Annotated in this window: 24 protein-coding genes and 1 tRNA gene; 15 read left to right on the top strand and 10 right to left on the bottom strand. The window is 33.8% G+C overall.

Annotation, left to right across the window (positions count from 1 at the left end; translation table 11 throughout):
* Nucleotides 1-38: 38 nt before the first annotated feature.
* The 9 genes from AC061E_RS07500 (at nt 39) to AC061E_RS07460 (ending at nt 9,710) form a co-directional block, all read left to right on the top strand.
* Entirely contained in the window at nt 39-1,325 is a 1,287-nt protein-coding gene (locus AC061E_RS07500) for an FtsW/RodA/SpoVE family cell cycle protein (protein ID WP_478285674.1), read from the top strand.
* A 25-nt stretch (nt 1,326-1,350) separates the two neighbouring features.
* The gene (gene murG / locus AC061E_RS07495) at nt 1,351-2,442 is read left to right on the top strand and encodes an undecaprenyldiphospho-muramoylpentapeptide beta-N-acetylglucosaminyltransferase (protein ID WP_478285673.1); all 1,092 of its coding nucleotides are present in this window, start codon (nt 1,351-1,353) and stop codon (nt 2,440-2,442) included.
* Between the two features lie 42 nt (nt 2,443-2,484).
* The gene (gene murC / locus AC061E_RS07490) at nt 2,485-3,834 is read left to right on the top strand and encodes a UDP-N-acetylmuramate--L-alanine ligase (RefSeq protein WP_478285672.1); all 1,350 of its coding nucleotides are present in this window, start codon (nt 2,485-2,487) and stop codon (nt 3,832-3,834) included.
* Nucleotides 3,821-4,543, top strand: coding sequence for a cell division protein FtsQ/DivIB (locus tag AC061E_RS07485; protein WP_478285671.1), 723 nt, complete (start codon nt 3,821-3,823; stop codon nt 4,541-4,543). Before murC ends, AC061E_RS07485 begins: the two co-directional genes overlap by 14 nt.
* Before the next feature lie 6 nt (nt 4,544-4,549).
* The gene (gene ftsA, locus AC061E_RS07480) at nt 4,550-5,938 is read left to right on the top strand and encodes a cell division protein FtsA (protein ID WP_144889300.1); all 1,389 of its coding nucleotides are present in this window, start codon (nt 4,550-4,552) and stop codon (nt 5,936-5,938) included.
* Nucleotides 5,939-5,991: 53 nt separating this feature from the next.
* Entirely contained in the window at nt 5,992-7,929 is a 1,938-nt protein-coding gene (ftsZ, locus tag AC061E_RS07475; RefSeq protein ID WP_478285670.1) for a cell division protein FtsZ, read from the top strand.
* Nucleotides 7,930-8,247: 318 nt separating this feature from the next.
* Nucleotides 8,248-8,697 carry a GatB/YqeY domain-containing protein gene (locus AC061E_RS07470; protein WP_314838180.1) on the top strand — a complete coding sequence of 150 codons (450 nt, stop codon included), beginning with the start codon at nt 8,248-8,250 and terminating at the stop codon, nt 8,695-8,697.
* 56 nt (nt 8,698-8,753) lie between these two features.
* A tRNA-Arg gene (locus AC061E_RS07465) sits at nt 8,754-8,827 on the top strand.
* Nucleotides 8,828-9,140: 313 nt separating this feature from the next.
* Nucleotides 9,141-9,710 carry a zinc-dependent peptidase gene (locus AC061E_RS07460; RefSeq protein ID WP_478285669.1) on the top strand — a complete coding sequence of 190 codons (570 nt, stop codon included), beginning with the start codon at nt 9,141-9,143 and terminating at the stop codon, nt 9,708-9,710.
* Between the two features lie 27 nt (nt 9,711-9,737).
* Here AC061E_RS07460 and rpe read toward each other — a convergent pair whose 3' ends face one another.
* The 6 genes from rpe to AC061E_RS07430 all read right to left on the bottom strand — a co-directional run bounded on the left by rpe (nt 9,738) and on the right by AC061E_RS07430 (nt 16,281).
* The gene (rpe, locus tag AC061E_RS07455; RefSeq protein WP_478285668.1) at nt 9,738-10,400 is read right to left on the bottom strand and encodes a ribulose-phosphate 3-epimerase; all 663 of its coding nucleotides are present in this window, start codon (nt 10,398-10,400) and stop codon (nt 9,738-9,740) included.
* A gap of 493 nt (nt 10,401-10,893) precedes the next feature.
* Entirely contained in the window at nt 10,894-11,757 is an 864-nt protein-coding gene (locus AC061E_RS07450; protein WP_026707723.1) for a sigma-70 family RNA polymerase sigma factor, read from the bottom strand.
* Nucleotides 11,758-12,051: 294 nt separating this feature from the next.
* Nucleotides 12,052-14,187 carry a polyribonucleotide nucleotidyltransferase gene (locus tag AC061E_RS07445; protein WP_144889281.1) on the bottom strand — a complete coding sequence of 712 codons (2,136 nt, stop codon included), beginning with the start codon at nt 14,185-14,187 and terminating at the stop codon, nt 12,052-12,054.
* A 234-nt stretch (nt 14,188-14,421) separates the two neighbouring features.
* Nucleotides 14,422-14,688: a 30S ribosomal protein S15 gene (gene rpsO / locus AC061E_RS07440; protein ID WP_086453034.1), complete on the bottom strand. Its 267-nt coding sequence runs from the start codon at nt 14,686-14,688 to the stop codon at nt 14,422-14,424.
* Nucleotides 14,689-14,820: 132 nt separating this feature from the next.
* Nucleotides 14,821-15,789, bottom strand: a complete 969-nt coding sequence (locus AC061E_RS07435) for an energy transducer TonB (protein ID WP_478285667.1) — start codon at nt 15,787-15,789, stop codon at nt 14,821-14,823.
* A gap of 36 nt (nt 15,790-15,825) precedes the next feature.
* Nucleotides 15,826-16,281 carry an XrtF-associated fRMsr-like GAF protein gene (locus AC061E_RS07430; RefSeq protein WP_182649947.1) on the bottom strand — a complete coding sequence of 152 codons (456 nt, stop codon included), beginning with the start codon at nt 16,279-16,281 and terminating at the stop codon, nt 15,826-15,828.
* 77 nt (nt 16,282-16,358) lie between these two features.
* On the opposite strand from AC061E_RS07430, the gene xrtF reads away from it, so the two are divergent.
* From xrtF to AC061E_RS07400, 6 genes are all read left to right on the top strand, one after another.
* Nucleotides 16,359-16,907 carry an exosortase family protein XrtF gene (gene xrtF, locus AC061E_RS07425; RefSeq protein ID WP_478285666.1) on the top strand — a complete coding sequence of 183 codons (549 nt, stop codon included), beginning with the start codon at nt 16,359-16,361 and terminating at the stop codon, nt 16,905-16,907.
* Nucleotides 16,885-17,325, top strand: coding sequence for an exosortase F system-associated membrane protein (locus AC061E_RS07420; RefSeq protein WP_158634566.1), 441 nt, complete (start codon nt 16,885-16,887; stop codon nt 17,323-17,325). The genes xrtF and AC061E_RS07420 overlap by 23 nt, the downstream gene beginning before the upstream one ends.
* 59 nt (nt 17,326-17,384) lie before the next feature.
* Entirely contained in the window at nt 17,385-17,786 is a 402-nt protein-coding gene (locus AC061E_RS07415; protein ID WP_478285665.1) for an HYC_CC_PP family protein, read from the top strand.
* Between the two features lie 72 nt (nt 17,787-17,858).
* A complete protein-coding gene (locus tag AC061E_RS07410; protein ID WP_478285664.1) occupies nt 17,859-19,871 on the top strand; it encodes a TonB-dependent receptor plug domain-containing protein in 2,013 nt (670 codons plus the stop codon).
* Nucleotides 19,872-19,888: 17 nt separating this feature from the next.
* Complete coding sequence (locus AC061E_RS07405; protein ID WP_478285663.1) at nt 19,889-20,230, top strand: heavy-metal-associated domain-containing protein; 342 nt, start codon at nt 19,889-19,891, stop codon at nt 20,228-20,230.
* 267 nt (nt 20,231-20,497) lie between these two features.
* Complete coding sequence (locus tag AC061E_RS07400; RefSeq protein WP_478285662.1) at nt 20,498-21,178, top strand: DedA family protein; 681 nt, start codon at nt 20,498-20,500, stop codon at nt 21,176-21,178.
* A gap of 270 nt (nt 21,179-21,448) precedes the next feature.
* Here the strand turns inward: AC061E_RS07400 and groL are convergent, their stop codons facing one another.
* The 4 genes from groL to AC061E_RS07380 form a co-directional block, all read right to left on the bottom strand.
* Entirely contained in the window at nt 21,449-23,080 is a 1,632-nt protein-coding gene (gene groL, locus AC061E_RS07395; RefSeq protein ID WP_086454307.1) for a chaperonin GroEL, read from the bottom strand.
* A 75-nt stretch (nt 23,081-23,155) separates the two neighbouring features.
* Nucleotides 23,156-23,431 carry a co-chaperone GroES gene (locus AC061E_RS07390; protein ID WP_144889261.1) on the bottom strand — a complete coding sequence of 92 codons (276 nt, stop codon included), beginning with the start codon at nt 23,429-23,431 and terminating at the stop codon, nt 23,156-23,158.
* A 139-nt stretch (nt 23,432-23,570) separates the two neighbouring features.
* Nucleotides 23,571-23,900 carry a preprotein translocase subunit SecG gene (gene secG / locus AC061E_RS07385; protein ID WP_478285661.1) on the bottom strand — a complete coding sequence of 110 codons (330 nt, stop codon included), beginning with the start codon at nt 23,898-23,900 and terminating at the stop codon, nt 23,571-23,573.
* A 3-nt stretch (nt 23,901-23,903) separates the two neighbouring features.
* Nucleotides 23,904-24,749 carry a tetratricopeptide repeat protein gene (locus tag AC061E_RS07380; protein ID WP_478285660.1) on the bottom strand — a complete coding sequence of 282 codons (846 nt, stop codon included), beginning with the start codon at nt 24,747-24,749 and terminating at the stop codon, nt 23,904-23,906.
* Nucleotides 24,750-24,791: the final 42 nt, after the last annotated feature.

The raw sequence follows: 24,791 nt of genomic DNA, 5'->3' as shown, positions 1-24,791 counted from the left end.
TACTTTATAAAGATCAAAATTAGTAACAAAGAACGAAAATGAAAAAACTAATAAACAATTTAAAAGGGGATAAAGGAATTTGGTCATTTGTGGCCTTGTTAGCCTTGTTGTCTTTTATGCCTGTTTTTAGTGCAAGTAGCAATTTGGCTTACATAGGAAAAGGAGATGGGAATACGCTTGGATATCTTGTAAAACATATTGTTCATATAGCTATTGGTTTTACAATAATTTTTATGGTTCACAAAGTGCCTTATCATTATTTCAAAGCTATTGCAAGGGGGTCCTTATACTTTGTTTGGTTGCTTTTGGCGTTTACATTATTCAAAGGCACAGTAATTGCAGGTGCTAATGCTAGTAGATGGATTCAAATTCCTTTTATTGGTGTTACTTTTCAGCCCTCGACTCTAGCCTCCATGGTGTTGTTTATATTTGTAGCTCGTTTTTTATCAAAAAAAAGAACTGAACCCTTAATATTTAAAGCGTCTGTGTGGGAGTTATGGTTGCCTGTTTTTGTAACATTAATTTTTATTTTACCTGCAAATTTTAGTACAACAGCACTGATTTTTTCTATGGTGTTGATGTTAGTTTTTATAGGTAAATATCCATTGAAATACATGGGTATTGTTATTGGTTCCGGAGTTGTGATGTTGGCTTTTTTCATGATTATTGCAAAAACTTTTCCTGACGCATTTCCCAACCGTGTGGATACGTGGATAAGTAGAGTTGAAAATTTTACAAGTGATAAACCAGGAGAAGATGATTATCAAATAGAGAAAGCAAAAATTGCAATCGCATCAGGAAAACTGTATGGTTTAGGGCCAGGTAAGAGTGTGCAAAAAAACTTTCTGCCGCAATCTTCCTCCGATTTTATATATGCAATTATAATAGAGGAATATGGTCTTGTGGGCGGAGTTGCAGTAATTGTACTGTACTTGTTGTTGCTATTTCGATTTGTTGTTGCTTCCCACAAAGCAAATACTCTTTTTGGGAAATTACTGGTTGTAGGTTTAGGTTTTCCAATGGTTTTTCAGGCCATGGTAAATATGGCAGTTGCTGTTGAATTATTGCCTGTTACAGGGCAAACGTTGCCGCTTATAAGTAGCGGAGGTAGCTCCATTTGGATGACTTGTTTTGCATTAGGGATTATTATTAGTGTGACCAAAAAGGAAGAAGAAATAGCAGAAGAAAAAAAGGAAGCTGCAAAAAGAGAAGAAGCGTTGCAAAAGCTCATCGATAGAGAGCTTGATGAGGAGTATGAAGTGGTGCAAGATTATTCTATAGAGGATAAAGCTACAAATCCTATGAAAGCAGTTTTTAATAAATAGTGTTCTAATTTTTTTTATAAATAAAATGAAAAAGTACAAATTCATACTTAGCGGCGGAGGAACTGGCGGACATATTTATCCGGCAATTGCTATTGCTAATGAATTAAAATTGCGTTTTCCAGATGCTGAATTTTTATTTGTTGGAGCTCAGGACAAGATGGAAATGCAAAAAGTGCCTCAAGCGGGTTATGTTATAAAAGGATTATGGATTGCAGGATTACAACGTAAATTAACTCTTGATAATGTTTTGTTTCCTGTAAAAGTACTTTCTAGCTTGTGGCGCTCTAGATCAATTATAAAAGAGTTTAAGCCAGATGTTGTCATCGGTACTGGTGGATTTGCAAGTGGGCCGTTATTACAAGCTGCGGGTCAAAGAGGAATTCCTACCTTGATTCAAGAACAAAATTCCTTTCCAGGAATTACAAATAAATTATTGAGTAAAAAGGCTAGTAAAATTTGCGTAGCATACGAAAATCTGGAACGGTTTTTTCCACAAGACAAAATCATTCTAACAGGAAATCCGGTACGTCAAGATCTTTTGGATATTGATTCAAAAAGAAGTGAAGCTATATCGTATTTTAATTTAGACGATAATAAAAAAACACTTCTCGTTTTAGGAGGAAGTTTAGGTTCAAGACGTATTAATCAGCTTATTGAAAAAGAGCTTGATTTCTTAATTGCCTCAGGAATACAAGTATTTTGGCAATGTGGTAATTTTTACATGGCAGAGTACAAACACTTTTCTGATAGAGAAAATGTTCAAGTAGTTTCGTTTATTGACAGAATGGATTTAATTTATGCTGCTGCTGATTTTGTGATTTCGCGTGCAGGTGCATCATCAGTATCTGAATTGTGTTTGGTAGCTAAACCCACAATTTTTATACCATCGCCAAATGTAGCCGAAGATCATCAAACCAAAAATGGTAAAGCAATTGTAGATAATGGTGGAGCTTTGCTCATTAAGGAAAGCGAGTTGGATTTGAAGTTTGAATCTGTTTTCAATAAACTTATTCATGATCATCAACTTCAAATAAATTTGAGTAATAACATGAAAAAATTGGCTAAACCTAATGCAACAAAAGACATTGTGGATGCCATTGAATCATTGTTAAAATAAAATAGAGATAAAGTAGTTTAATACTATCAGAATACAACAAAAATGAATTTAAATAACATACATAACGTTTATTTTATAGGCATCGGAGGAATCGGTATGAGCAATCTTGCTCGTTATTTTAAAACATTAGGAAAGCAAGTTTCCGGATATGATAAAACTCCTTCAAGTCTTACAAATGAATTAATAGCGTCTGGAATTTCAATTCATTTTGAAGATGATGTTCAATTGATTCCAAAAGATTTCTTGATCAGTAATACACTTGTAGTAGTAACTCCAGCTGTTCCAAAAACACATTTAGAGTGGAATTTTTTCTTAGAACAAGGATATGAGATAAAAAAGAGAGCAGAGGTTTTAGGTTTGATTACCGAAAATACGTTTTGTTTTGCAGTAGCAGGAACACATGGCAAGACAACTACATCGGGAATTTTGGGACATATTTTGAATGAAAGCGGTGCTGATGTGACAGCTTTCATAGGTGGAATTGTTGAGAATTACAATTCAAATTTAATAGGCAACGGTAAAACAATTACTGTAGTAGAAGCAGATGAATTTGATCGTTCTTTTTTACATTTGCACCCCAATATTGCTTGCATCACCTCTATGGATGCGGATCATCTAGATATTTATGGGACAAGTGCAGCAATTGAAGAGTCGTTTGTAGAGTTTGCCTCTAAAATTGAAGACAAGAGTAATCTTTTTATAACAAAGGATTTACCATTAAAGGGAATTACCTGCGCCGTAAATGAGGATGCTGTTTATAAAGCATTTAATGTGCGTGTAGGAAACGGAAGTTATGTTTTTGATGTTCAAACGCCATCTGGTGAGATGCAGGATTTGCACTTTGGACTTCCCGGAAAACATAATCTCATGAATGCCTTGATGGCAATTGGTATGGCTAATTTATATGGAACTCCTCAAGATGCTATTGCAAAAGCTATTGCATCATTTCAGGGTATAAAAAGAAGATTTTCATATCAAATAAAAACGGATCATAAAGTTTATATTGATGATTATGCACACCATCCTACTGAGATTAATGCAGTGCATCAAGCTGTAAGAGAGTTGTATCCTAACCAAAAAGTATTGGCAATTTTTCAGCCACACTTATTTAGTAGAACTCATGATTTTGGGGATGATTTTGCAAAAAGTTTATCGGCTTTTGATGAGATTTTGCTTTTGGATATTTATCCTGCAAGAGAATTGCCTATGCCGGGAATAACATCAGAGTGGTTGTTGCAAAAAATGACTAATGAGCATAAAGAATTAGTTGAAAAGAAAGATTTAGTTCAAAAGATTGTAAGTAGTGATGCAGCAATTATTGTAACAATTGGTGCGGGAGATATAGGGGAATGGGTGCCAACAATTAAAAAAGCATTAAATGAAACTCTTTAATTGGACAAATATTCGATTAGTACTCATGTTTGTACTTGTGATTTTTTTATTTTCTTTCACATCAAAACGAAATGAAAATAGAAAACTGAAGCAATCTACAGTAATATTTGTGGGAGTTAATTCGCCATTTGTTAAACAAGAAATAGTTAATAAATTGTTGATAGAAAATAGTGACAACGTAAGAAGTATTCAAAAAGTTGATTTAGATTTGAACAAACTGGAAACAACTATTGATTCACATGCTATGATAAAAAAATCAGAAGTATATGTGACAATTGATGGTGTGTTAAAAGCAGTGGTAGAACAAAAGACTCCAGTTGCTAGAGTGTTTGATGATAATAGTTCTTTTTACATTGACTTTCAAGGAGGTAGGATGCCTTTGTCAAATAACTTTACAGCTAGAGTTCCGCTTGTTTCAGGGGCGATAAATAAAAAAAATAGTGAAGAATTAATAAAATTATTTCGAGTTATTTACGATGATGAATTTTTGAAAAAGAACATCATTGGAATACAAATAATGCCAAATGGTAGCTTAATTATGCACAATAGAAATTTTGATTATCAAATAGATTTTGGTAGTCTAAATTTTGCTGTGTTAAAATTTAGGAATTATAAAGCTTTTTTTCAAAAGGCTGTTTTGGATGGTTCTTTGTATAAATATAAAAAAATTGACCTCCGATTTACGGATCAAGTAGTTTGCACTAAATAATTGATAATGGAAAAAGAGAAGATTGCAGTAGGACTAGATATTGGGACAACTAAGATAGTTGCCATGATAGGCAAAAAAAATGAGTATGGTAAACTGGAAATTTTAGGTTTAGGTAAATCTAAAAGTCTTGGTGTGGCTAGAGGCGTGGTTAATAATATTACGCAAACTATACAGTCAATACAACAAGCAATCCAAGATGCCGAAAATAATTCAGGTTTTAAAATTAAAGATGTAGTAGTAGGTATTGCTGGTCAGCACATACGTAGTATTCAACATACAGATTACATAAGCAGGCATAATCCAGAAGAGGTAATAGGAGAGAGTGACATACAATTGCTTATAGATCAAGTGAATAAATTAGCCATGTTACCTGGCGAAGAAATTATACATGTTTTGCCTCAGGAGTTCAAGATTGATGGTCAATCAGAGATTAAAGAACCGATAGGAATGTATGGTGGAAGACTTGAAGCTAGCTTTCACGTGGTTGTAGGGCAAGCGGCATCTATAAGAAACGTTGGGCGTTGCATTCAAAGTTCGGGTATTGAGCTTTCTGGACTTACACTCGAGCCATTAGCGTCTGCTGATGCGGTTTTAAGTCAAGAAGAAAAAGAGGCTGGTGTTGCCTTAATTGATATAGGTGGAGGAACCACTGATTTAGCCATTTTTAAGGATGGAATCATTCGTCATACAGCTGTTATTCCTTTTGGGGGTAATGTCATTACTGATGATATTAAGGAAGGATGTTCTATTATTGAAAAGCAAGCTGAGCTTTTGAAAGTAAAGTTTGGATCTGCTTGGCCTGGAGAAAACCGTGACAATGAAATTGTTTCTATACCAGGATTAAGAGGAAGAGAGCCTAAAGAGATCTCGTTAAAAAATCTATCTAAAATTATAAACGCACGTGTAGTTGAAATAATTGAACAGGTTTTTACCGAAGTTAAAGCATACGGTCATGAAGACCCTCGAAAGAAATTAATTGCTGGAATTGTTTTAACTGGTGGTGGGGCCCAGTTAAAACATATAAAACAATTAGTAGAATATATTACAGGAATGGATACCAGAATAGGATATCCAAATGAGCACCTAGCAGGGAATTCAGATGAGGAAATTTCAAGTCCTTTATATGCAACCGCTGTGGGACTAGTAATGAAAAGTATAGAAAATAAAACACATAGTGCAATACGATTGGATCTTGCTGCTCCAGTAAAAGAGCAGCCTGTTTATAGAGCGCCCGTGGCTACGGCGCAAATTTTTGTAAATGAAGTTCCTGAAATTGCAGTAGAAGAAGAATATAATATTAAAGAGAAGCAGGATTCTACCGCAACTAGAATTCAAAAAAACTTCTTTGATCGTTATGTGGATAGGATCAAAGAATTTCTTGATAATGCAGAATAAAACTCAAAAAAAAGAAACTAAGAATTAATAACAATTTCAAAAAACCCAAAATTATGCCAAGCAACACAGAATTTGGAAGTATTTCATTTGATTTACCTAAAAACCAATCAAATGTAATAAAAGTTATAGGGGTCGGTGGAGGCGGAAGTAACGCTATCAACCACATGTTTAAGCAAGGAATAAAAGGCGTTGACTTCATAGTGTGTAATACAGATTCTCAAGCTTTACATAGCAGTTCAGTGCCAAATAAAATACAGTTGGGTGTTCATCTTACCGAGGGGTTAGGCGCAGGTGCTAATCCTGATGTAGGACAGCAGTCAGCTATAGAGAGCATCTCCGAAATTGAAAAAATGTTGGATCAAAATACCAAGATGGTTTTTATTACCGCTGGTATGGGTGGTGGTACAGGTACCGGTGCAGCTCCAGTAATTGCTCAACTAGCTAAGGAAAGAGATATTTTAACAGTAGGTATAGTTACGCTACCGTTTCTTTTTGAAGGTAAAGTGCGTCAAGAGCAAGCTTTAATTGGAATTGAAAAATTACGTAAACAAGTAGATTCCTTAATTGTTATAAACAATAACAAACTAAGAGAAGTTTATGGAAACCTTGGTTTTAAAGCAGGATTTTCTAAAGCAGATGAAGTCTTGGCAACTGCTTCACGCGGAATTGCCGAAGTAATTACGCATCACTATACTCAAAATATCGATTTAAGAGATGCTAAAACGGTTTTGTATAATAGTGGAACCGCAATTATGGGTTCGTCAGTTTCATCAGGTGAGAACAGAGCAAAAGAGGCTATTATTGCAGCTCTAGATTCGCCATTATTAAACGATAACAAAATTACTGGTGCCAAAAACGTATTGTTGCTTATCGTTTCTGGTACTAATGAAATTACTATCGATGAAATTGGGGAAATCAATGATCACATTCAAAACGAAGCGGGACATAATGCCAATATCATCATGGGTGTAGGTGAGGATGAGTCTCTTGGAGATGCTATTGCAGTAACTATTATTGCAACAGGATTTGACATAGAACAACAAAATGAGATTGTAAACACAGAGCCTAAAAAGATAATCCATACTCTAGGGGATGAGCAAAAAAGTGTGTACAATTTAATAAACAATTCTGTGACTGCATTTGACTTAAATATGGAGACTCCAAAAGCGTCTTCTGCAAATGATAGAATTGTATTTGATTTAATGGAGGACGAAGTAGTTGTAAAAACTCCAGTTGTAAACACACCAACGATTAATAATGAGGACTTGGTTGAAATGTCTGATTTTATAAACAATTTAGACGTAACATTCGAAATTGTTTCACCTATTACTGATATCGATTTTATAGTTTCTACTCCAGCAGTAGAGCCACAATTGGTACAAACAAAAACAACAGAAAAACAAGAGCAAACATCATTTTCATTTGATTTACCTCTTTTTAAATCAGAAGTGTCAGAACAAAAACAAGACAATAACGTAATTTTTGAATTGACAAATGAGACTAAAGAAATTAAAGTAAATGAAGCAGTTCAATTTGTGCCAGTAACAGAGCTTTCAGACAATGGAATTATCAAATATTCGTTAGAGGAGTATATGGATGAAGAACCAGAGTTTATGCCAAAAGCTGCAGTAAAAGCAACTGAAGTAGTTACACCAGCTGAATTGAATATCACTTTGAAACAAGTAGATACAACAACAGCTGAGCATATGGATTTTGAAAGCATTGCTCCTACAGAAATGACTATTGAAGAGTCTTTAAGAATGAGAGCTGATGAGCGTAGAAAGAAATTAAAAGATTTCAATTATAAGTTTCATAATAATGTTTCTAAAATTGATGAGTATGAGAAAGAACCTGCTTACAAACGATTGGGTATAAATATCTCAAATAATCAAATGAATACTGCAAATTCAAGGATATCTGTTGGTACAGATAGTAACAATGATTTGCAATTGCGTTCTAATAATTCGTATTTACACGATAACGTAGATTAAGGTATTAATTAATTCTAGGAAACCCGAAAATTAATATGATTTTCGGGTTTCTTTTTTTACTACAATCCTTAAGATAGCAGTTGCTATTCCCGTTAAAATACTGTAATTTTGTTGGGCCTAAATCCAGCTGTTGTTGCAAGCTTTTTGTGCAAAACGCTTTTTTCTATGGTCTTAAAAGAGCTTCTTTCAGTCGCTTTTTAAGCCCAAGAAAAAATTCCTTTTTGCCCTAAAAAGGCTTTTCACGACCATCTGGGGCAGTAAACAACAGTGCGCCGTAACTGCTGTTTCATTATAATTGAAAAAAAAAAGACATAAGATATGAGTTTATCAACATTAATCATGGATGAAATGAAAACCGCCATGAGAGCTAAAGATACCGTTGCGCTTGAAGCATTAAGAGCAATAAAATCAGAACTATTACTAGCACAAACGGCAACAGGATCTAAAGAAGAAATTTCAGAAGACGATGAAGTTAAGTTGTTACAAAAACTTGTAAAAACACGTAAAGAAAGCGCCCGAATCTTCACAGAGCAAAACCGTTTAGATCTTGCTGAACCAGAATTGGCACAAATAGCAGTTATTGAGAAATTTTTACCAGCTCAATTGAGTGAGGCAGAAGTAGAAAAAGTTATTGCAGCAATTATTGCCGAAACCGGAGCATCAGGTATTGCATCTATGGGGAAAGTTATGGGATTAGCAGCAGCAAAACTTGGTGGAACTGCTGAGGGGAAAACCATTTCTACAATAGTTAAAAAACTACTTACATAAAAAACGATTGAACGATTCGTGTTATTGCATTAATCGATCAATTCTGTATCAAAAATGGCTGTGTAGTTCAACTGGATAGAATATCAGATTTCGACTCTGAGGGTTGCAGGTTCGAACCCTGTCGCGGCCACTTTTTAACTTTTAAATGCCTTAAAAAATTACAAGTTATCTTGAGTTTTTTGAGGCATTTTTTTAATGAATTACTTTAATATGGTTATCCAAGTAGTTTTGACAGTTTTTATAGGTCTCTTTTTTCTTTTGTTTATACTGTTTAAAGTTATTGAGCCCTCTTATATGATGTTCTTTAATAAGCCATTGTTCATACATTGGTATCCTTTCTCTAAAAGACTGAAGCCACATAAGCGTAAAATTTTATCAGACGATTTTCCTTATTACAGTACCTTATCAACTAAAAGAAAAGAGTATTTTGAACATAGAATACTATGTTCACAAAACAATATCAATTTATAGGTAAAGATCTTGTAGTTACAGAGCAAATGCGATTGCTAATAGCAGCTACTTATGTCATGCTTACCTTTGGGATGCGTAATTATCTTGTTCCGTTGTTCAAGCGAATTGTAATTTATCCTACGGCATACTTCTCAACCGAAAATGAAGTTTTTCACAAAGGCGAGTTTAATCCCATGATGAAAGCAGTGGTTTTTTCTTGGGAGGATTTTATCTTAGGTCATTTAAGTTCAAATGATAATTTGAATCTAGGATTACATGAATTTACGCATGTACTGCATTTTCATTGTATGAAAAATAACGATCCCAGTTCTATTATCTTTTTTGATGCCTTTAATGAAGTAGTCAAGTATTTTTCTGATTCGGTTTTAAGCTCTTCATTAATCGATACTCAATATTTTAGACCGTATGCGTATGAAAATCAATTTGAATTCTTGGCAGTAGTTTTAAAAAATTTCTTTGAAACACCAGCTCAATTTAAAACCGTAAATCCAGATTTGTATGATCATGTTGTCACCATGATAAACTATAAAGAAAATCAATAAAAATGGCGCACTAGGCGCCATTTTGTATTAAAAAGTAGTAAGCTTTTTTAGATCTTGAATTGTTTGTACTGGGTCTGTTGCTTTAAAAACAAAACTTCCTGCAACAAGAACATTCGCTCCTGCTTCAACAAGTTGTTTTGCATTAGCACTAGTTACACCTCCATCAACTTCAATTAGGGTGTTGGCACCTTTTCTTGTAATTAAGGCTTTTAGTTTTTCAACTTTAGAATAGGTGTTTTCAATGAAAGATTGTCCGCCAAAACCAGGATTTACACTCATGATACAAACCAAATCAATGTCATTAATCACATCTTCTAACAAATCAATTGATGTATGCGGGTTAATGGCAACTCCCGCTTTCATTCCCTCTGCTTTTATGGCTTGTAGCGTTCTGTGCAAATGTGTGCAAGCTTCATAATGTACGCTAAGGATATTGGCTCCAAGTCCAGCAAATGTTTTGATGTAGCGATCTGGATCTACAATCATTAAATGGACATCAATAGTTTTTGTGGCGTGTTTAGCAATGGCTTCAAGTACTGGCATTCCGTATGAAATGTTAGGTACAAAAACGCCGTCCATGATGTCTATATGAAACCAATCGGCTTCACTGTTGTTAATCATTTCAATGTCGCGCTGTAGGTTTCCAAAGTCAGCTGCTAATACTGATGGAGCAATAAGTGTATTTTTCATTGTGTAGTTGTTTAATCTGAATTTGTTTCAGATTCTTTAGTTGTTGTTTGTGCAAAAATAGTTTTTTTAGACCAATTGCAGTAATTTTTCATTAAGAAGAAACAACGACTTTTAGTAAATAAGATTGCGTAAGGGATAGCAGCGGCATCCTCGTAGTGCAACGAAGAGATATAGCGAATAGCTCGACCCGAAGTTTTTACGGAGGGTTACGCAGTGGGAGTTATCAGTATTCAGTGAACAGTAATCAGTAAATAGTGATTTAAGATTTGTGGTTTTATTGAAAAAATAAAACCTCGGACACCCGATCCGCCGCGGCGGAGAACAGACTGAGGTTTTATTGAAAAAAATAAAACCTCGGTAATCAGCCGAGGTTTCAATCATCAATCAAAAAACGAACAGTTAATCAGACTGTTGTTTGCTTTAAAAAAGTTTCAAGTTTAAGGTTTCAAGATGTTTTGAGCAACCTGAAACTTTAAACTTGAAACAAATATAGTTATCCTAAATAGGTTTTTAAAATTTTACTTCTAGAAGTATGTTTTAATCTACGGATTGCTTTTTCCTTGATTTGACGTACACGCTCACGAGTTAGGTCGAAAGTTTCTCCAATCTCTTCTAAAGTCATTGGGTGTTGGTCTCCAAGACCAAAATACAAACGAACTACATCAGCCTCACGAGGTGTAAGAGTTTCAAGAGAACGCTCAATTTCGGTGCGTAATGACTCGTGAATTAACTCTCTATCTGGGTTTGGAGACTCTCCAGAACGCAATACATCGTACAGGTTAGAATCTTCACCTTCTACAAGTGGAGCATCCATGGATAAGTGACGACCAGAGTTTTTCATAGACTCTTTTACATCATTTACGGTCATGTCTAGTTCTTTTGCAATTTCCTCAGCAGATGGCGGACGCTCGTTAGATTGCTCTAATAACGCGTACATCTTGTTGATTTTGTTGATAGAACCAATTTTGTTTAATGGCAAACGCACAATACGAGACTGCTCAGCCAAAGCTTGCAAAATCGATTGACGAATCCACCATACAGCATACGAAATGAATTTGAAACCACGAGTTTCATCAAAACGTTGTGCTGCTTTTATAAGTCCAAGATTTCCTTCGTTAATTAAATCGGGAAGGGTTAAACCCTGGTTTTGATATTGTTTTGCCACCGATACTACGAAACGTAAGTTGGCTTTTGTTAATTTCTCTAAGGCGCGCTGGTCACCAGCTTTAATCTTTTGTGCTAACTCTACCTCTTCATCAGCCGTGATAAGATCAACTTTTCCAATTTCTTGTAAGTATTTGTCTAATGATGCAGTTTCACGATTCGTTACCTGCTTGGTAATTTTAAGTTGTCTCATGGTGTTGTCTCCTCAATTTTAAAGTGTACAAATAGTTATACGTAAGGAGTTGCAAAAAAGTTACATTTATTTTTAAATTTTATTTTAAAAAGATTTTTAGTGCATTCCCTGCGGTCCGGGCTATTCGTTACAATCTTTTTATTCGCCGCGGCGCATAAAAAGGATTTCCACTGCTATCCCTAATGCGGAGTCTTTCTTTTTTAGAACGTTATGTGCTTTTAGAAAAACAAAAATCCCGTTCGTGAATGCGAACGGGATTTTCTATAAATAAACCTTTAGTAAACTAAGATCTGATTACTCTTTTTTCTCCTCGCGTGGAGGTCTAGCGATAAGTGCTTTACGAGACACTTTTTCTTTTCTAGTTTTTGGATCAAGTCCTAGGTATTTAACTTGAAACACATCGCCCATGTTTACCACATCAGTTACGTTTTCAGTTCTTTCCCAAGCTAGTTCGGATACGTGTAACAATACTTCGTTTCCTGGAGCTGCTGTATATTCTACAACGGCACCAAAATCAAGCATTTTAATTACTTTCACTTCATACGCTTCACCCATTTGTGGTTTGAAGGTAATAGATTGAATTTTAGCCAATACTGCTTCAATTCCAGCAGGATCAGTACCTAAAATTTCAATTACACCTTGCTCATCTACCTCGTTGATTACAATAGTAGTTCCTGTAGCTTTTTGTAATTCTTGAATCACTTTTCCACCAGGTCCAATCAAAGCACCAATAAAGTTACCAGGAATAGTTCTGGTGATAATTTTTGGAGCGTATGGTTTTACATCTTCTTTTGGAGCAGCAAGCGTTTCAATTAATTTACCAAGAATATGCAAACGACCGTCACGAGCTTGAGCTAATGCAGCTTCCATAATCTCGTATTTCAAACCGTCAATCTTGATGTCCATTTGACAAGCGGTAATTCCTTCAGAAGTTCCAGTTACTTTAAAGTCCATGTCTCCTAAATGATCTTCATCACCAAGAATATCAGACAATACAGCAAAACGTTCTCCGTCAGTAATCAATCCCATTGCAATTCCAGAAACTGGACGAATCATTTGGATACCAGCGTCCATTAATGATAATGTACCAGCACAAACGGTAGCCATAGAAGACGAACCATTCGATTCTAACACTTCAGAAACTACACGAATTGTATAAGGACAATCAGCAGGAATCATGTTTTTCAAGGCTCTTTGTGCCAAGTTTCCGTGACCTACTTCTCTTCTTGAAGTTCCTCTTAAAGGACGAGCTTCACCAGTTGAGAAAGGAGGGAAGTTGTAATGCAAGTAGAATTTTTCTTCACCTTGTTCAGATGGAGAGTCAATTTGGTTAGCTTCTCTAGAAGTTCCTAAAGTAGCTGTAGCCAAAGCTTGAGTCTCTCCACGTGTAAACAATGCAGATCCATGTACTGATGGTAAATAATCTACCTCACACCAGATTGGTCTAATTTCAGTTGTTTTTCTTCCGTCAAGACGAGTTCCTAAATCTAGGGTTACGTTACGAACTGCTTCTTTATTGGTTTTGTAGAAATATTTGGAAACTAAATCTCCATTTTCAGCCAATTCTTCTTCAGTAAATAAAGCTTTTACTTCTTCTTTTACTTCTGCAAATGCAGCAGTACGTTCTTGTTTAGAAGAACCTTTGCTTGCAATAGCATATATTTTATCGTAAGACGCAGCTTTTACTTTAGCGTAAATAGCTTCATCAGATTTTTCAGTTTCGTAAGTGCGCACTTCTTTTTTTCCAAAAGCGGCAGCTAATCTTTCTTGTGCAGCAATTTGTACTTTAATGTGCTCGTGAGCAAATTTAATTGCTTCTAACATTTCTGCTTCTGAAATCTCTTTCATTTCACCTTCTACCATCGCGATAGAATCGGTTGAAGCTCCAATCATCATGTCAATGTCTGACAATGCTAATTGAGCACGAGAAGGGTTGATGATGAATTTACCATCAATACGACCAACTCTAGCTTCAGAAATTAAAGTTTCAAATGGAATGTCAGACAATGCAAGTGCTGCCGAAGCTGCTAATCCTGCTAATGCATCTGGCATTACATCCTCATCATGAGACATCAATTGAATCATAACTTGAACTTCAGCATGGTAATCATCTGGGAAAAGCGGACGTAAAACACGGTCTACCAATCTCATGGTTAATACTTCGTTGTCACTAGGGCGTGCTTCTCTTTTGAAGAAACCACCTGGGAAACGACCTGCTGCAGCAAATTTTTCACGGTAATCTACCGTTAATGGTAAAAAATCAATACCTGGACTTGCTTTTCTTGCGGATACAACTGTTCCTAAAATAACAGTTTTTCCAATTCTTACTACTACAGATCCATCAGCTTGTTTGGCTAAACGACCTGTCTCGATTGTGATGCTTCTGCCATCACCTAAATCGATACTTTCTACAAATAATTGTGGAATCATAAATTTAATTTTTTAGTTAAACATGGGTTCTAGTTGTGTTGTAGTTGTTGTTTTGCGTAGTTAATGCCTAAAACCCAATGAAAAACCAAACTTTTTTTAATGATCAATTCAAATGAATTGATTTTGTGATTTTGTCTTAGCTCTAATCCCTTTTGTGTCAGGACTTCTGTAGTGATTTAAGACAATAATATATAAAATAAAAAAAGAGGCACTTTCGCACCTCTTTTCTATTGATTATTTTCTGATATTCAATACTTTGATAATTTCACGGTATCTGTTGATTTCTTTCTTTTTCAAGTAATCTAACAACGATCTTCTTTTACCTACTAGTAATACTAATGAGCGCTCTGTGTTATAATCATGACGATTTTTTTTCAAGTGCTCAGTTAAGTGGCTAATTCTGTAAGTAAACAAAGCGATTTGCGCTTCAGCTTTTCCAGTATTCGTTTTTTCCCCGTGTTGTGCGAAGATTTCTTCTTTAATCTCTTTAGTTAAATACATTCCAATATTATTTAATGATTCTTATGTATGTCAAACATCTATTGTAAGACGGTGCAAAGATAGATTTTATTTTTAAAAACTAAAATTAAACTTTCAAAATTTTTTAAAAAGTTCAATATCAATTATTTAGCTTTATTGCGATTGCACTGTGATAGGTAATGAATATAAAATTCGAACTGGAATCCCTCTTATTTTTCCGGGAATCCAATTTTTAGCTTCATTTATTAAACGTAATGCTTCAGTACCTGTTTCAAATCCTATATCGCGCAACACTTTAGGTTCTACTAACTTTCCATCAGTATTCACAACAAAAGACAAGTAGATTTTACCACTTAATCCAGCAATTTTTGGTGTTCTGAAGTTTCTACCTATATATTGGTAGAAATAATTTATTCCTTTTTTAGGAATTGCTTTTTGCATTATTTCGGTATAGCTAAATTGTATGTTGTCTTCATTGGTACTAGTTCCTAGAATTAATTTGCCATTATTATATTCTTCTTTAAAAGTTATTTTTGGATGTAATGAATTCCCTGTCCAAAATCCATCTTTCAAACCGTTTTTGTATGCTCCTTTCTCAAAAATTAAATCTTTATTTTCACGTCCTTCACTAAAATTTTCAAGTAATGCTTCGAAGTTTCCATTGCCATCAATGATTTGTTGCACATTATTTTGATCCCAATACTGATTTAATTTTTCAATGCTCTCTTTTTTTATTTCGTCAAAACTATATTCTTTTTCAAACTGTATTACGCCATTTTCGTGCCATTGATACTGTTTTCCGATTAAGTGTGAATCAACATAATTTGAAATTTGTTTTTTATTACCATTTTCATAGTATGAAATACGAGTGCCATCAAATCTTAATACATCTCTGTCCTTTGTCTTTCCCTTTACCGCTATTTTCCCAGATTTATAATAGTCTGAAAAATCATATATTTTTTGATTTAAATAGTAATCTTTTACTACTCTAACATATTTATAATTCATTTCAGTACTTACAGCTCCTAAAGAGTCTATATAAAAAGCTCCATCCCTATTTTCTTGAGCTATCGATCGAGAAATAGTTAAAATAAGTATAAGGCTAAAAAAATTAAATTTCATATTGAGGAAATTGGATTGCTGTAATCGGTTAAAACTTTAATACAATTTTGATATTTGTTCACAAACAAACTCTAAAAAACGCTCGTCTTCTTCAGTAAAGGGATCTATAACATGGCTGTCAATATCAATTTGACCTATATTTTGTCCGTTTACAAAAAGAGGTACAACGATTTCAGATTTTACAGTAAAGCTACAGGCGATGTAATTATCTTGGGCACTTACATCGGGTACTACAAAATTAGCATTTGACTCGGCAACTTGTCCGCAAATTCCTTTTCCAAACGGGATAACGGTATGGTCTGTTTCTGCGCCTACATATGGACCTAAATGTAAAGTTTTGGCTTCGTGATTAGCAAAATAAAATCCTACCCAATTATAATAGGAAATAGAGCTGCTTAATAATTGGCAAATTTCTAATAATTTTTCATCTCTTGTTTGTTCAGGACGTGCTATGATTTCGGATACTTTTGGTTTTAAATCTTGAAATGTCATTTTTCTTAAATTTTAGTTAGTACAAAAGTATTTAAAGAGATTTCTTTATTTTACATAAATTTGTTAAAAATTTTATTTTGAAAAAATATTTAGAACGCTACAAACCCTTTTTACAATTCTTAGGTTTGTTTTTTATAAGTTATTTGATTTTTACATTGTGTTATCAATATTATCTTGGAACTTATGGTGATAATGATATTGATGGATTTACTAGAGTTGTAAGTATAAATACGGCACAAGTACTTCAAGTTTTCACAGATGGATCTTATGTGATGAAAGATGTCTCTCAAGATTATATTAAATTAATTTATTGTGGAAAATATGTAGCTAAAATTGTGGAGGGTTGCAACGCTATGAGTGTTATTATTTTATTTGCCTCGTTTATAATTGCTTTTTCAGGAAGATTCAAACCAACGTTTTTATATATTGTCTTGGGTAGTTTGTTTATTTATGTACTCAATGTGATACGAATAGCCTTGTTAAGTTCGTTGATTTTTCATTATCCTGAACAAGAACCTTTATTGCATGGTGTAATTTTTCCGCTGTACATTTATGGTGTTGTTTTTATTTTATGGATTTATTGGGTTCAAAAACATTCAAAGTATGCGTCAAAAAAAACAAAATAAAATATTTAGAATCTTAGCCATTGTAATATTGCTTTTTCTAATAATTCTAGTAAGAGCCTACGAAAATCAATTGTTTAATGACCCTTTGTTGGAGTTTTTTAAAAAAGATTTTTCTAGTTTGAGTCTACCCGATGTTTCAAATTATGCTTATTTTATAGTGTTGTTTTTTCGATATGCCATAAATACTGTGTTGTCATTAGGTATTATTTATTTTGTATTTAATGAAATTGAATTGGTAAAATTATCTTTGGTTTTGTATTTGTTGTTTTTTGCGGTTTTGATCATTGGTTTTTTTACTGTTGCCAACATTTCGTACGAGAATCAAAAATGGCATCTGTTTTACATTCGGAGATTTATCATACAACCGATTTTTTTGTTGCTGTTTGTTGCTGGTTTTTACTATCAAAAGAGAAGGTAAGATTCTTTTTTTTACAATAATTTGATTTTTTGGTATGATAAAATCACTAATTTTGCAAGGTGAAATTTAACAGACACATAAGTATACTTCTTGCTTTTTTCGTATTGGTTTCCAATATTGGATTCGCATTTAATGTTCGTTATTGTGGTAATGATATTACTTCGGTTACTCTTAAGACACCTATTCAGGATAAAGAATTAGAGAAAGATTGTTGTGGTTTTGTTGAAAAAGAATCACATTGTTGCAAAGACAAAGAGGTTAAATTTGAAAAGAAAACGGATGATTTAATCCAAAAAACAGTCTCTTTTCATTCGGATTTTATCTTGCAATCAAATGAATGGAATCCTTCCGTGTTTTCATTCGTTTCAAATTTTAAAAAAAATGCATTTACTTCGTATTACTGTGATGCAAATGCGCCTCCTTTTTTTAAATTATACCACCAATATATTTTCTACGCTTAGTTTTAATGTTTTTACAAAAGTTAAATCATATTTTTTGTGGTTTTTTATTTTTTAAAACATTAAAAATCAATAATGAAAAAACAAATTTCAATACTTTTATTGTTCTTATTTTCTGGGTATAATTCGTTTTCGCAAGATACTTTGCAGGAGATTAAAGTGCAGAATGAACGTAAAAGTTTAAAAAAATCATACAGTCTTACGGCAAATACTACAACAATGACAAGCAAAGAATTACTCAAAGCTGCATGTTGTAATTTGGCAGAAAGTTTCGAAACAAATCCTTCAATCGATGTCAATTTTTCGGATGCTTTGACGGGAACGAAACAAATAAAAATGCTAGGATTGACAAGTCCTTATTTAATGATTACGGAGGAGAATATTCCTTCGGTTCGTGGAGCTTCTCAAGCCTACGTATTGTCATTTACGCCTGGAACTTGGGTAGAAAGCATCCAAATTACCAAAGGCGCCGGAAGTGTTGTCAATGGCTTCGAAAGTATTTCAGGGCAAATTAATACCGAATTGATAAAGCCAATCAGTGATGTTCCATTTTTTCTGAATTTCTATGGTTCAACAGATTCCCGATTTGAATTAAATACCCATTTCAACAAGAAAATCTCTGACAAGTGGAGTAGTAGTTTGTTTGTTCATGGCAATACGAGAGTTTCAAAAAACGATATGAATGAGGATGGTTTTCTGGACAATCCATTAGCTAAACAAATTAATGTTTTGAATCGTTGGCAATACACCAACGCTGCAAAAGGGTGGGTGAGTTTCATCAATTTCCGGTATATGAATGATCAAAAACAAACGGGAGAATTAAATTTTGATCCTGAGATGGATAAGGGAACAACTAATTCTTGGGGTTCCGAAATTAATACAGAACGTTTTGATGTTTCCACTAAATTAGGATATGTTTTTCCGGAGATGCCCTACCAGAGCATAGGTTTTCAAAATGCTTTCAATAGCCATGATCAAAAGTCTTATTTTGGGTTAAACCAATATAATATTAAACAAAAAAGTTATTACTCGAATCTGATTTTTAATTCGATTATCAATAATACGAAACATAAATTCTCAACAGGTTTGAACTTTACGTATGATAAATACGGTGAGTTTGTCAATGTGAACGATTACAGCAGAATTGATAATTCGGTGGGTGCTTTTTTCGAATATACTTATGATAATACGGATAATTTTAGCGTAGTAGTTGGAGGTAGAATAGACAATCACAATCGATTGGGGACTTTTGCTACGCCAAGATTGCATGTGCGATACAATCCTTGGGAGAAAGGAGTTCTTCGATTTTCGGCAGGAAGAGGGAAACGAAGCGCAAATGTTTTTGCCGAAAATCAGCAGCTTTTAGCAAGTTCAAGAACCTTTGATTTTTTGAATGCCAATGGGAAAATATACGGTTTGAATCCTGAAATTGCATGGAATTACGGAGTTAGTTTTATGCAGGGCTTTTTGCTTTTTGGTAAAAGTGCTGATGTTGGTTTTGATTTTTACAGAACCGATTTTCAAAATCAAGCTGTTGTTGATGTGTTACAAAGTCCGCAACAGGTTTTGTTTTATAACTTAAAAGGGAATTCGTATGCGAATAGTTTACAAGTAGAGTTTAATTATGAACTGAAAAAGCATTTTAATTTGAGAACAGCCTACAAATTCTATGATATTCAAATAGATTATTTATCAGGAGCTTATCAAAGACCATTGCAGGCAAAACATCGTTTCTTTGGGAATTTAGGATATGAAACTGATGTTCTTGATAAGGGAAAACAATGGAAGTTTGATTATACTTTTAATTGGCTCGGGAAACAACAATTGCCGACTACTTCAACAAATCCAGAAGGTGACAGGCTACCTGAATTTTCGCCGTCATTTTCTGTGATGAATATTCAAGTGACTAGAACTTTTTCTTCTACTTTTGAAATGTACGTTGGCGGAGAAAATATTGGAAATTACAAACAGGAAAATGTTATTTTGGGTAATGAAAACCCATTTGGACCTACTTTTGACGCATCAATAGTTTATGGTCCAGTTTTTGGACAAATGTATTATGTGGGTTTACGTTTTAAAATTAAATAATCTTAAAAAAATAAATGATGAAAAAAATAATAGTAGTATTGATACTGGTATTTACTGGATTTACAGTTCAAGCTCAGGAGATAAAAAATAAAAATGCTAAGGTTGAATTTCACGTAAGTGGGAATTGTGAAATGTGTAAAAAGAGAATCGAGAAAGCGGCTTTGAGTGTTTCAGGAGTGAAATCTGCCGATTGGCATATGGATTGCGGCACATTATACTTGATAGTGAACGAGCAGAAAACCGATCTTCTTACTATTCAAAATGCGATTGCAAAAGTAGGTCATGATACAAATGAGGTCAAAGCGCTACAAGAAGATTATGAAAAGCTTCATACTTGTTGCCAATACGAACGAAAATAATTTTATAAAAAACCAAAGTGAAAGCTTTGGTTTTTTTAATGCCGAAATATATTGGGGAATGAAATTAGATTTGTTAAATGTTAAATAGGATGTTTTTAAGTGATTATATTTTCGAAATGTAAAACAAAATTTAATAGCTGATAAAAGAAAGTAAATTTAGATAATTTAAATAGTTAATAAAACTTTAAAATAAAGTATTATATTGCTCCAGAAACTTATTATGCTTACTTTCACGCACTATAAATTTAGGTTTAAAATATTTTTAGAATGAACGAATTTGATTGGAAAAATTTAATTGACCCGCTTTTTTACATCCATTTTGACATAAACGGAATCAAGTTGGGAATTTATATAGTTTTATTTATTGTTTTTGCCGAAACCGGTCTTTTTGCAGGTTTCTTTCTGCCAGGTGATAGTTTGCTGTTTTTGGCTGGTATCTACAGCCGAGAATTAATTGAAAATATATTTATAATTGACAATGATTTTTTGAATGTAGTTTTGTTATCTACATTGGTTGCGTTGTCAGGAATTTTAGGAAATGTGGTTGGATATTGGTTTGGTTCAAAAAGCGGCTATTATTTGTATAACAAAGAAGATAGCTTTTGGTTCAAACGCAAATACTTGGTTCAGTCTAAAGATTTTTTCGAAAAATATGGTGGTAAGGCTATTATTTTTGCTCGTTTTTTACCAATTTTCAGAACATTTGCACCTATAGTTGCAGGAATCGTATCCATGGATAAAAACAAGTTTATGTTTTATAACATCCTGAGTTCTTTTATCTGGTCATTCACTTTAATTTTCGCAGGACATTATTTATATGGTTTCTTATTGGAGAATTATCAAATTGATTTAAAAGAGCATATAGAGTTGATTGTATTAGCTTTAGTGGGAATTACAGTTCTACCTGTGATTTATAAGTTTAGTAAAAAATCAAAGGTTCAAGAGTAATTTAATAGGTACTTTAACAACAATTGATTAACATGAAAAAGGATGTAGTTTTCTATAAACTACATCCTTTTTTTATGTTGAAATTTTAGGAGTTTAAGAGTTTTATATTTTCAAGAAAAAGTCTTTAGAATTTCCACAGATAAAAATAATCTGAAATTGTATGATCTAATCAGGATGTACTATATTTTATATTTCTCTATGGACTAAAAAAAACCCGAAGCAATTTGCTTCGGGTTTAGTTGTTTTTTAATGATAACTCTTAAATAAAGATTACATCATCCCTGGCATTCCACCACCCATTGGCATTCCACCACCAGCGTTTTCTTCTTTAATGTCAATTAGAGCACACTCTGTAGTTAAGATCATACCAGCTACTGATGCGGCATTTTCTAAGGCTACACGAGTTACTTTTTTGGGATCAATAATTCCAGCAACAAGCATATCAACATATTCGTCAGTTTTAGCATTATATCCAAAATCTCCTGAACCTTCAGCAACTTTTGCTACTACTACTGAACCTTCAAGACCAGCATTTTCTACAATAGTTCTCAACGGAGCTTCTACAGCGCGGGATACAATTTGAATTCCTGTAGCTTCATCAGCATTGTCTGCAATAATGTTGCTTAGAACATTTTTAGCTCTTAATAATGCAACACCACCACCAGCAACAATACCTTCTTCTACTGCAGCACGAGTAGCGTGTAAAGCATCATCAACTCTGTCTTTCTTCTCTTTCATTTCTACTTCAGATGCTGCTCCTACATAAAGTACAGCAACACCACCAGCTAATTTAGCCAAACGCTCTTGTAATTTTTCTTTATCGTAATCAGATGTTGTTGCTTCCATCTGACCTTTGATTTGGTTTACACGGTTTTTAATCATGTCTGCATCTCCAGCACCACTTACAATAGTTGTATTGTCTTTATCAATAGTTACTTTTTTAGAAGTACCTAACATTTCAATCGTTGTGTTTTCAAGTGTATACCCTCTTTCTTCAGAAATTACAGTTCCGCCAGTAAGAATAGCAATATCCTCTAGCATAGCTTTTCTTCTGTCTCCAAAACCAGGAGCTTTAACAGCAGCAATTTTCAAAGCTCCTCTTAATTTATTTACTACCAATGTAGATAATGCTTCTCCATCTACATCTTCAGCAATGATCAATAATGGTTTACCTGATTGAGCTACGGGCTCAAGAACTGGTAATAATTCTTTTAGTGAAGAAACTTTTTTGTCGTATAAAAGGATATATGGATTCTCTAATTCTACTTCCATTTTTTCAGAATTAGTCACAAAGTATGGAGAAAGGTATCCTCTGTCAAATTGCATTCCTTCTACTACATCAACATACGTATCAGTACCTTTTGCTTCTTCAACCGTAATTACTCCTTCTTTTCCAACTTTTGCGAAAGCAGTAGCGATTAACTCACCAATTACTTCATCATTGTTAGCAGAAATTGAAGCAATTTGTTTGATTTTCTCAGAATCACTTCCTACTACTTTTGCTTGCTGTGCTAAGTCGGCAACGATAGCTTCAACAGCTTTATCAATTCCTCTCTTTAAGTCCATTGGATTTGCTCCAGCAGCTACGTTTTTCAAGCCTTCTTTTACGATTGCTTGTGCCAAAACAGTAGCAGTTGTAGTTCCGTCTCCTGCTAAATCATTTGTTTTAGAGGCTACTTCTTTTACCATTTGAGCTCCCATGTTTTCTAATGGGTCTTTCAATTCAATTTCTTTGGCTACAGTAACACCATCTTTGGTTACGTTTGGTCCACCAAATGCTTTTCCAATGATTACATTACGTCCTTTAGGTCCTAAAGTTACTTTTACAGCATTTGCTAATGCATCAACACCACGTTTTAATCCGTCACGTGCTTCTATATCAAATTTTATATCTTTTGCCATTTTTTCAAAAATTGTTTAATTGTTTTTAGTATTGAAAGTTTCAATTTTTTTATTCCCTTTATGGGATTCTCTAGACTATACTATTGCTAGAATATCGTCTTCACGCATAATTAAGTAGTCAACACCTTCTAGTTTCAATTCTGTACCAGCATATTTGCCATAAAGTACGGTATCTCCAATTTTCACTGTCATCGTATGCTCTTTGGTTCCATTTCCTACTGCAACAACGGTTCCCTTTTGAGGTTTTTCCTTTGCTGTATCAGGAATATAGATACCAGAAGCAGTTTTTGTTTCAGCAGCCATAGGTTCAATTAGAACTCTATCCGAAAGTGGTTTAATGTTTAAATTCATGGTCGTATGTTTTTATATAAAATTAAAAAGTTGTGATTAACGTTTTTCAGAAATTGTGCCATCTTGCTTTAACTGACATATTTTCCTAAAAAAAATGCCAGCTTTGACAGGCTGGCATTTAATATATATGTGATATTATTTATTTTGCTGGAGCTGGAGTAGCTGGAGCGTTTTGTACTGGTGCAGCAGGCGCAGTAGTACTTGTGTTTTCAATTATTTTAGAATCAGTATCACTTAGCGTTCCTGTAAAACTTAAACTTGAAAACAAAATCAATAATATAAGAACCGTTGCTAAAGTCCATGTACTTTTATCTAAAAAATCAGTTGTTTTTTGAACTCCACCTAGCATTTGAGAACCTCCAATGTTTGAAGATAATCCTCCACCTTTAGGGTTTTGAACCATTATGACTACGATTAATAAAAAACATACTATAGTTATTAAAACTAAAAAAATTGAAAATGTGCTCATTGTTTAATTATTATTATGTTGTAAAATCTTAATATCCGAAATGCGGTTCGCAAAGAAACTACTTTTTTCTGGATATTTCAAAATTAATATTTCATAAGCTTGAATTGCTTTTTGATATTTTTTTTGTTCCAAATAGACTCGTGCGAGCGTTTCTGTCATTAATGATGAATTATCAGTAGTATTGATATCAATGGTAATGGGTATTGATACACCATGCTTTCCAGGTGTGATTTTGGGACTGGTCTCTATAAACTTGTCAATTAGTTCTAGTTTTTTTCTTTTTTCCTCATCCATTAAAGTTTCTGGTTCTGGTGCTGTTTCGTCACGTTTTATTGGCTCGGTACGAGATAATTGAAGCCATTCCTGAAACGAATGTTGTTCTTGTTTTGAAAAATCAAGTGGAGTTCCTATGGCTAGTTTTTCCTCTATTTGATGGGATCTTTCCTCGGGCGCTACAGTGCTAGATTTAGAAATTGAGGTTAAAATTGATTCTTCAAGAGTATTAATTTTTTGATCTAATTTTTTTTCAGGAACAATTGTTTCGCTGTCAATTACTTGAATTTCGAGCATTTCTTTAGCTTTCTTTTCATACAAACTAGTATGTATAGAAATAAAAGTTTTTGATGTTATAAAGTCAAACAATACAGATCGGTCTGTGGTATAGGCTGCTGTTCGTTTTAGGGCGTTATTGTATTTGTAACTGTCTTGGTTGTAAAGTCCTTTTAATTGAAGCGCTCGTGCACTTTGAAAATACGGAAATTCATCAATTACCTGATCTAAATCTTGTGTTTGTTGCACCTGAATGGAATCCGGATTGTTGATTAAGTGGGTAAAGTCAGTTACATTCATGGTATTAATTGTTTCAGTTATTCCTATTTAGCTATAGAATTT

Source organism: Flavobacterium sp. GNP011 (genome assembly GCF_056428925.1).
The sequence above is the reverse complement of the archived record's forward strand: the minus strand, read 5'-3'. Positions and strand labels throughout refer to the sequence as shown.

Excerpts from the sequence above, each read along its gene's own strand:
- groL (WP_086454307.1), bottom strand. The coding sequence starts at position 23,080 with ATGGCAAAAGATATAAAATTTGATATAGAAGCACGTGACGGATTAAAA.
- AC061E_RS07485 (WP_478285671.1), top strand. The coding sequence starts at position 3,821 with ATGAAACTCTTTAATTGGACAAATATTCGATTAGTACTCATGTTTGTA.
- AC061E_RS07445 (WP_144889281.1), bottom strand. The coding sequence starts at position 14,187 with ATGATTCCACAATTATTTGTAGAAAGTATCGATTTAGGTGATGGCAGA.
- AC061E_RS07435 (WP_478285667.1), bottom strand. The coding sequence starts at position 15,789 with ATGAAATTTAATTTTTTTAGCCTTATACTTATTTTAACTATTTCTCGA.
- AC061E_RS07500 (WP_478285674.1), top strand. The coding sequence starts at position 39 with ATGAAAAAACTAATAAACAATTTAAAAGGGGATAAAGGAATTTGGTCA.
- AC061E_RS07430 (WP_182649947.1), bottom strand. The coding sequence starts at position 16,281 with ATGACATTTCAAGATTTAAAACCAAAAGTATCCGAAATCATAGCACGT.
- AC061E_RS07460 (WP_478285669.1), top strand. The coding sequence starts at position 9,141 with ATGTTCACAAAACAATATCAATTTATAGGTAAAGATCTTGTAGTTACA.
- AC061E_RS07405 (WP_478285663.1), top strand. The coding sequence starts at position 19,889 with ATGAAAAAAATAATAGTAGTATTGATACTGGTATTTACTGGATTTACA.
- secG (WP_478285661.1), bottom strand. The coding sequence starts at position 23,900 with ATGAGCACATTTTCAATTTTTTTAGTTTTAATAACTATAGTATGTTTT.
- rpe (WP_478285668.1), bottom strand. The coding sequence starts at position 10,400 with ATGAAAAATACACTTATTGCTCCATCAGTATTAGCAGCTGACTTTGGA.
- murC (WP_478285672.1), top strand. The coding sequence starts at position 2,485 with ATGAATTTAAATAACATACATAACGTTTATTTTATAGGCATCGGAGGA.
- AC061E_RS07410 (WP_478285664.1), top strand. The coding sequence starts at position 17,859 with ATGAAAAAACAAATTTCAATACTTTTATTGTTCTTATTTTCTGGGTAT.
- AC061E_RS07470 (WP_314838180.1), top strand. The coding sequence starts at position 8,248 with ATGAGTTTATCAACATTAATCATGGATGAAATGAAAACCGCCATGAGA.
- murG (WP_478285673.1), top strand. The coding sequence starts at position 1,351 with ATGAAAAAGTACAAATTCATACTTAGCGGCGGAGGAACTGGCGGACAT.
- ftsA (WP_144889300.1), top strand. The coding sequence starts at position 4,550 with ATGGAAAAAGAGAAGATTGCAGTAGGACTAGATATTGGGACAACTAAG.
- AC061E_RS07380 (WP_478285660.1), bottom strand. The coding sequence starts at position 24,749 with ATGAATGTAACTGACTTTACCCACTTAATCAACAATCCGGATTCCATT.
- ftsZ (WP_478285670.1), top strand. The coding sequence starts at position 5,992 with ATGCCAAGCAACACAGAATTTGGAAGTATTTCATTTGATTTACCTAAA.
- AC061E_RS07450 (WP_026707723.1), bottom strand. The coding sequence starts at position 11,757 with ATGAGACAACTTAAAATTACCAAGCAGGTAACGAATCGTGAAACTGCA.
- AC061E_RS07400 (WP_478285662.1), top strand. The coding sequence starts at position 20,498 with ATGAACGAATTTGATTGGAAAAATTTAATTGACCCGCTTTTTTACATC.
- rpsO (WP_086453034.1), bottom strand. The coding sequence starts at position 14,688 with ATGTATTTAACTAAAGAGATTAAAGAAGAAATCTTCGCACAACACGGG.
- AC061E_RS07420 (WP_158634566.1), top strand. The coding sequence starts at position 16,885 with ATGCGTCAAAAAAAACAAAATAAAATATTTAGAATCTTAGCCATTGTA.
- AC061E_RS07390 (WP_144889261.1), bottom strand. The coding sequence starts at position 23,431 with ATGAATTTAAACATTAAACCACTTTCGGATAGAGTTCTAATTGAACCT.